This window comes from Lysinibacillus sp. BNK-21, from assembly GCF_048684915.1.
Lineage (GTDB): Bacteria > Bacillota > Bacilli > Bacillales_A > Planococcaceae > Lysinibacillus > Lysinibacillus capsici.
This window is the reverse complement of the sequence record NZ_JBLQTS010000002.1, coordinates 1-5,696: the sequence shown is the minus strand read 5'-3', so window position 1 is coordinate 5,696 and position 5,696 is coordinate 1. Positions and strand designations below refer to the sequence as shown.

7 tRNA genes and 3 rRNA genes are annotated in these 5,696 nt (G+C 51.1%); all 10 read left to right on the top strand.

The window, feature by feature from the left end:
* The first annotated feature begins 79 nt into the window (after window positions 1–79).
* A tRNA-Trp gene (locus ACMGGO_RS23835) sits at window positions 80–153 on the top strand.
* A gap of 48 nt (window positions 154–201) precedes the next feature.
* A tRNA-His gene (locus ACMGGO_RS23830) sits at window positions 202–277 on the top strand.
* A 9-nt stretch (window positions 278–286) separates the two neighbouring features.
* A tRNA-Gln gene (locus tag ACMGGO_RS23825) sits at window positions 287–361 on the top strand.
* A gap of 13 nt (window positions 362–374) precedes the next feature.
* Window positions 375–447: transfer RNA gene (locus ACMGGO_RS23820), tRNA-Lys, on the top strand.
* An 18-nt stretch (window positions 448–465) separates the two neighbouring features.
* Window positions 466–542: transfer RNA gene (locus ACMGGO_RS23815), tRNA-Arg, on the top strand.
* A gap of 9 nt (window positions 543–551) precedes the next feature.
* Window positions 552–628: transfer RNA gene (locus ACMGGO_RS23810), tRNA-Pro, on the top strand.
* A 20-nt stretch (window positions 629–648) separates the two neighbouring features.
* Window positions 649–724, top strand: a tRNA-Ala gene (locus ACMGGO_RS23805).
* A 129-nt stretch (window positions 725–853) separates the two neighbouring features.
* Window positions 854–2,405: ribosomal RNA gene (locus ACMGGO_RS23800) — 16S ribosomal RNA — on the top strand.
* Window positions 2,406–2,586: 181 nt separating this feature from the next.
* Window positions 2,587–5,514 (top strand): 23S ribosomal RNA (locus tag ACMGGO_RS23795).
* Window positions 5,515–5,585: 71 nt separating this feature from the next.
* Window positions 5,586–5,696, top strand: a 5S ribosomal RNA gene (gene rrf / locus ACMGGO_RS23790); the annotation flags it as partial.

The following is a 5,696-nucleotide window of genomic DNA, read 5'->3' as shown; positions in this document are numbered from 1 at the left end:
GCGAAGTGGCTAAACGCGGCGGACTGTAAATCCGCTCCTTAGGGTTCGGCGGTTCGAATCCGTCCCCCTCCACCATTTTAGGGGCATAGTTCAACGGTAGAATAGAGGTCTCCAAAACCTTTGGTGTGGGTTCGATTCCTACTGCCCCTGCCAGGTATTGAGGTACTCGTTCATAATACAGCTAATATAATCTATATAGTGGCGATTGTGGCGAAGTGGTTAACGCATCGGATTGTGGTTCCGACATTCGTGGGTTCGATTCCCATCAGTCGCCCCATTTTAAAATTGGGGTATAGCCAAGCGGTAAGGCAACGGATTTTGATTCCGTCATGCCTAGGTTCGAATCCTAGTACCCCAGCCATTTTTAATTTCACGAGCCATTAGCTCAGTTGGTAGAGCATCTGACTTTTAATCAGAGGGTCGAAGGTTCGAGTCCTTCATGGCTCATCATTTTTTAATTAACATGCGCCCGTAGCTCAATTGGATAGAGCGTCTGACTACGGATCAGAAGGTTATGGGTTCGACTCCTGTCGGGCGCGCCATAAGAACAACGGGAAGTAGCTCAGCTTGGTAGAGCACTTGGTTTGGGACCAAGGGGTCGCAGGTTCGAATCCTGTCTTCCCGACCATTTCCTAAAAATAAAAATATGGGGCCTTAGCTCAGCTGGGAGAGCGCCTGCCTTGCACGCAGGAGGTCAGCGGTTCGATCCCGCTAGGCTCCACCAATGAACCTTGAAAACTGAACAAGCAAAACGTAATCAATAAAGTTTTAAGTAGCTAGTTTTGCTAGTGAACGAAACACAATTTTGGACATCAAACATGATGCCAGCAAAATTTGAGCTAATCAAATTTCTTTTATGGAGAGTTTGATCCTGGCTCAGGACGAACGCTGGCGGCGTGCCTAATACATGCAAGTCGAGCGAACAGAAAAGGAGCTTGCTCCTTTGACGTTAGCGGCGGACGGGTGAGTAACACGTGGGCAACCTACCCTATAGTTTGGGATAACTCCGGGAAACCGGGGCTAATACCGAATAATCTCTTTTGCTTCATGGTGAAAGACTGAAAGACGGTTTCGGCTGTCGCTATAGGATGGGCCCGCGGCGCATTAGCTAGTTGGTGAGGTAACGGCTCACCAAGGCGACGATGCGTAGCCGACCTGAGAGGGTGATCGGCCACACTGGGACTGAGACACGGCCCAGACTCCTACGGGAGGCAGCAGTAGGGAATCTTCCACAATGGGCGAAAGCCTGATGGAGCAACGCCGCGTGAGTGAAGAAGGTTTTCGGATCGTAAAACTCTGTTGTAAGGGAAGAACAAGTACAGTAGTAACTGGCTGTACCTTGACGGTACCTTATTAGAAAGCCACGGCTAACTACGTGCCAGCAGCCGCGGTAATACGTAGGTGGCAAGCGTTGTCCGGAATTATTGGGCGTAAAGCGCGCGCAGGCGGTCCTTTAAGTCTGATGTGAAAGCCCACGGCTCAACCGTGGAGGGTCATTGGAAACTGGGGGACTTGAGTGCAGAAGAGGAAAGTGGAATTCCAAGTGTAGCGGTGAAATGCGTAGAGATTTGGAGGAACACCAGTGGCGAAGGCGACTTTCTGGTCTGTAACTGACGCTGAGGCGCGAAAGCGTGGGGAGCAAACAGGATTAGATACCCTGGTAGTCCACGCCGTAAACGATGAGTGCTAAGTGTTAGGGGGTTTCCGCCCCTTAGTGCTGCAGCTAACGCATTAAGCACTCCGCCTGGGGAGTACGGTCGCAAGACTGAAACTCAAAGGAATTGACGGGGGCCCGCACAAGCGGTGGAGCATGTGGTTTAATTCGAAGCAACGCGAAGAACCTTACCAGGTCTTGACATCCCGTTGACCACTGTAGAGATATAGTTTCCCCTTCGGGGGCAACGGTGACAGGTGGTGCATGGTTGTCGTCAGCTCGTGTCGTGAGATGTTGGGTTAAGTCCCGCAACGAGCGCAACCCTTGATCTTAGTTGCCATCATTTAGTTGGGCACTCTAAGGTGACTGCCGGTGACAAACCGGAGGAAGGTGGGGATGACGTCAAATCATCATGCCCCTTATGACCTGGGCTACACACGTGCTACAATGGACGATACAAACGGTTGCCAACTCGCGAGAGGGAGCTAATCCGATAAAGTCGTTCTCAGTTCGGATTGTAGGCTGCAACTCGCCTACATGAAGCCGGAATCGCTAGTAATCGCGGATCAGCATGCCGCGGTGAATACGTTCCCGGGCCTTGTACACACCGCCCGTCACACCACGAGAGTTTGTAACACCCGAAGTCGGTGAGGTAACCTTTTGGAGCCAGCCGCCGAAGGTGGGATAGATGATTGGGGTGAAGTCGTAACAAGGTAGCCGTATCGGAAGGTGCGGCTGGATCACCTCCTTTCTAAGGATTATTTCGGAATACAAACCTTGGGTTTGTAAGATTACGTTTTGCGTTCAGTTTTGAAGGTTCATTCTATCTGAATGAAACACTTCAAAACTTGTTCTTTGAAAACTGGATAAAACGACATTGAAATTGTAACAAACACATTTATTTTTTAAGTTTTTTATAGGCTTAATAACTTGGTTAAGTTATTAAGGGCGCACGGCGAATGCCTTGGCACTAGGAGCCGAAGAAGGACGGCACTAACACCGATATGCTTCGGGGAGCTGTAAGTGAGCTTTGATCCGGAGATTTCCGAATGGGGGAACCCACTACGTTTAATCGCGTAGTATCTTGACGTGAATACATAGCGTCTTGAAGGCAGACCCAGGGAACTGAAACATCTAAGTACCTGGAGGAAGAGAAAGAAAAATCGATTCCCTGAGTAGCGGCGAGCGAAACGGGAAGAGCCCAAACCAAGAGGCTTGCCTCTTGGGGTTGTAGGACACTCTATACGGAGTTACAAAAGAGCGAGTTAGATGAAGCGACTTGGAAAGGTCCGCCAGAGCAGGTAAAAGCCCTGTAGTCGAAAGTTCGTTCTCTCCTGAGTGGATCCTGAGTACGGCGGAACACGTGAAATTCCGTCGGAATCCGGGAGGACCATCTCCCAAGGCTAAATACTACCTAGTGACCGATAGTGAACCAGTACCGTGAGGGAAAGGTGAAAAGCACCCCGGAAGGGGAGTGAAAGAGATCCTGAAACCGTGTGCCTACAAGTAGTTAGAGCCCGTTAATGGGTGATAGCGTGCCTTTTGTAGAATGAACCGGCGAGTTACGATTACGTGCAAGGTTAAGCTTTAGAAGGCGGAGCCGCAGCGAAAGCGAGTCTGAATAGGGCGAAATAGTACGTGGTCGTAGACCCGAAACCAGGTGATCTACCCATGTCCAGGGTGAAGGTGAGGTAACACTTACTGGAGGCCCGAACCCACGCACGTTGAAAAGTGCGGGGATGAGGTGTGGGTAGCGGAGAAATTCCAATCGAACTTGGAGATAGCTGGTTCTCTCCGAAATAGCTTTAGGGCTAGCCTCGTGATGAGAATACTGGAGGTAGAGCACTGTTTGGACTAGGGGGCCATCCCGGTTTACCGAATTCAGACAAACTCCGAATGCCAGATATTTATACACGGGAGTCAGACTGCGAGTGATAAGATCCGTAGTCAAAAGGGAAACAGCCCAGACCACCAGCTAAGGTCCCAAAGTAATCGTTAAGTGGAAAAGGATGTGGCGTTGCACAGACAACCAGGATGTTGGCTTAGAAGCAGCCATCATTTAAAGAGTGCGTAATAGCTCACTGGTCGAGTGACGCTGCGCCGAAAATGTATCGGGGCTAAACGATTCACCGAAGCTGTGGATTGACATCTACGATGTCAGTGGTAGGAGAGCGTTCTAAGTGCGTTGAAGTCAGATCGGAAGGACTGGTGGAGCGCTTAGAAGTGAGAATGCCGGTATGAGTAGCGAAAGACGGGTGAGAATCCCGTCCACCGTATGACTAAGGTTTCCTGAGGAAGGCTCGTCCGCTCAGGGTTAGTCGGGACCTAAGCCGAGGCCGATAGGCGTAGGCGATGGACAACAGGTTGATATTCCTGTACCACCTCCTCACCGTTTGAGAAATGGGGGGACGCAGTAGGATAGGGTAAGCGCGCCGTTGGTTGTGCGCGTCCAAGCAGTAAGGCGTGTGTGTAGGCAAATCCGCACACTGTAACGTTGAGCTGTGATGGCGAGTCCGTATGGACGAAGTTCCTGATTTCACACTGCCAAGAAAAGCCTCTATCGAGGTGAGAGGTGCCCGTACCGCAAACCGACACAGGTAGTCGAGGAGAGAATCCTAAGGTGTGCGAGAGAACTCTCGTTAAGGAACTCGGCAAAATGACCCCGTAACTTCGGGAGAAGGGGTGCTCTTGAGCGTGCAAGCGCATGAGAGCCGCAGTGAATAGGCCCAGGCGACTGTTTAGCAAAAACACAGGTCTCTGCAAAACCGTAAGGTGACGTATAGGGGCTGACGCCTGCCCGGTGCTGGAAGGTTAAGAGGAGTGGTTAGCGCAAGCGAAGCTGCGAATTGAAGCCCCAGTAAACGGCGGCCGTAACTATAACGGTCCTAAGGTAGCGAAATTCCTTGTCGGGTAAGTTCCGACCCGCACGAAAGGCGTAACGATCTGGGCACTGTCTCAACGAGAGACTCGGTGAAATTATAGTACCTGTGAAGATGCAGGTTACCCGCGACAGGACGGAAAGACCCCGTGGAGCTTTACTGTAGCCTGATATTGAATTTTGGTACAACTTGTACAGGATAGGTAGGAGCCAGAGATCTCGGAGCGCCAGCTTCGAAGGAGGCGTCGGTGGGATACTACCCTGGTTGTATTGAAATTCTAACCCATGCCCCTTAGCGGGGCAGGAGACAGTGTCAGGCGGACAGTTTGACTGGGGCGGTCGCCTCCTAAAAGGTAACGGAGGCGCCCAAAGGTTCCCTCAGAATGGTTGGAAATCATTCGTAGAGTGTAAAGGCACAAGGGAGCTTGACTGCGAGACCTACAAGTCGAGCAGGGTCGAAAGACGGGCTTAGTGATCCGGTGGTTCCGCATGGAAGGGCCATCGCTCAACGGATAAAAGCTACCCCGGGGATAACAGGCTTATCTCCCCCAAGAGTCCACATCGACGGGGAGGTTTGGCACCTCGATGTCGGCTCATCGCATCCTGGGGCTGTAGTCGGTCCCAAGGGTTGGGCTGTTCGCCCATTAAAGCGGTACGCGAGCTGGGTTCAGAACGTCGTGAGACAGTTCGGTCCCTATCCGTCGTGGGCGTAGGAAATTTGAGAGGAGCTGTCCTTAGTACGAGAGGACCGGGATGGACACACCGCTGGTGTACCAGTTGTCTTGCCAAAGGCATCGCTGGGTAGCTATGTGTGGACGGGATAAGTGCTGAAAGCATCTAAGCATGAAGCCCCCCTCAAGATGAGATTTCCCATTACGCAAGTAAGTAAGATCCCTCAAAGACGATGAGGTAGATAGGTTCGAGGTGGAAGTGTGGTGACACATGGAGCTGACGAATACTAATCGATCGAGGACTTAACCAAAAAAGTTTGAAACATTCAATGCGCCGTTTATCCAGTTTTGAAAGAATAAATCTTTCAATTAAATAACAAAGTCTAGTGATGATGGCAAAGAGGTCACACCCGTTCCCATACCGAACACGGAAGTTAAGCTCTTTAGCGCCGATGGTAGTTGGGGGCTTCCCCCTGTGAGAGTAGGACGTCGC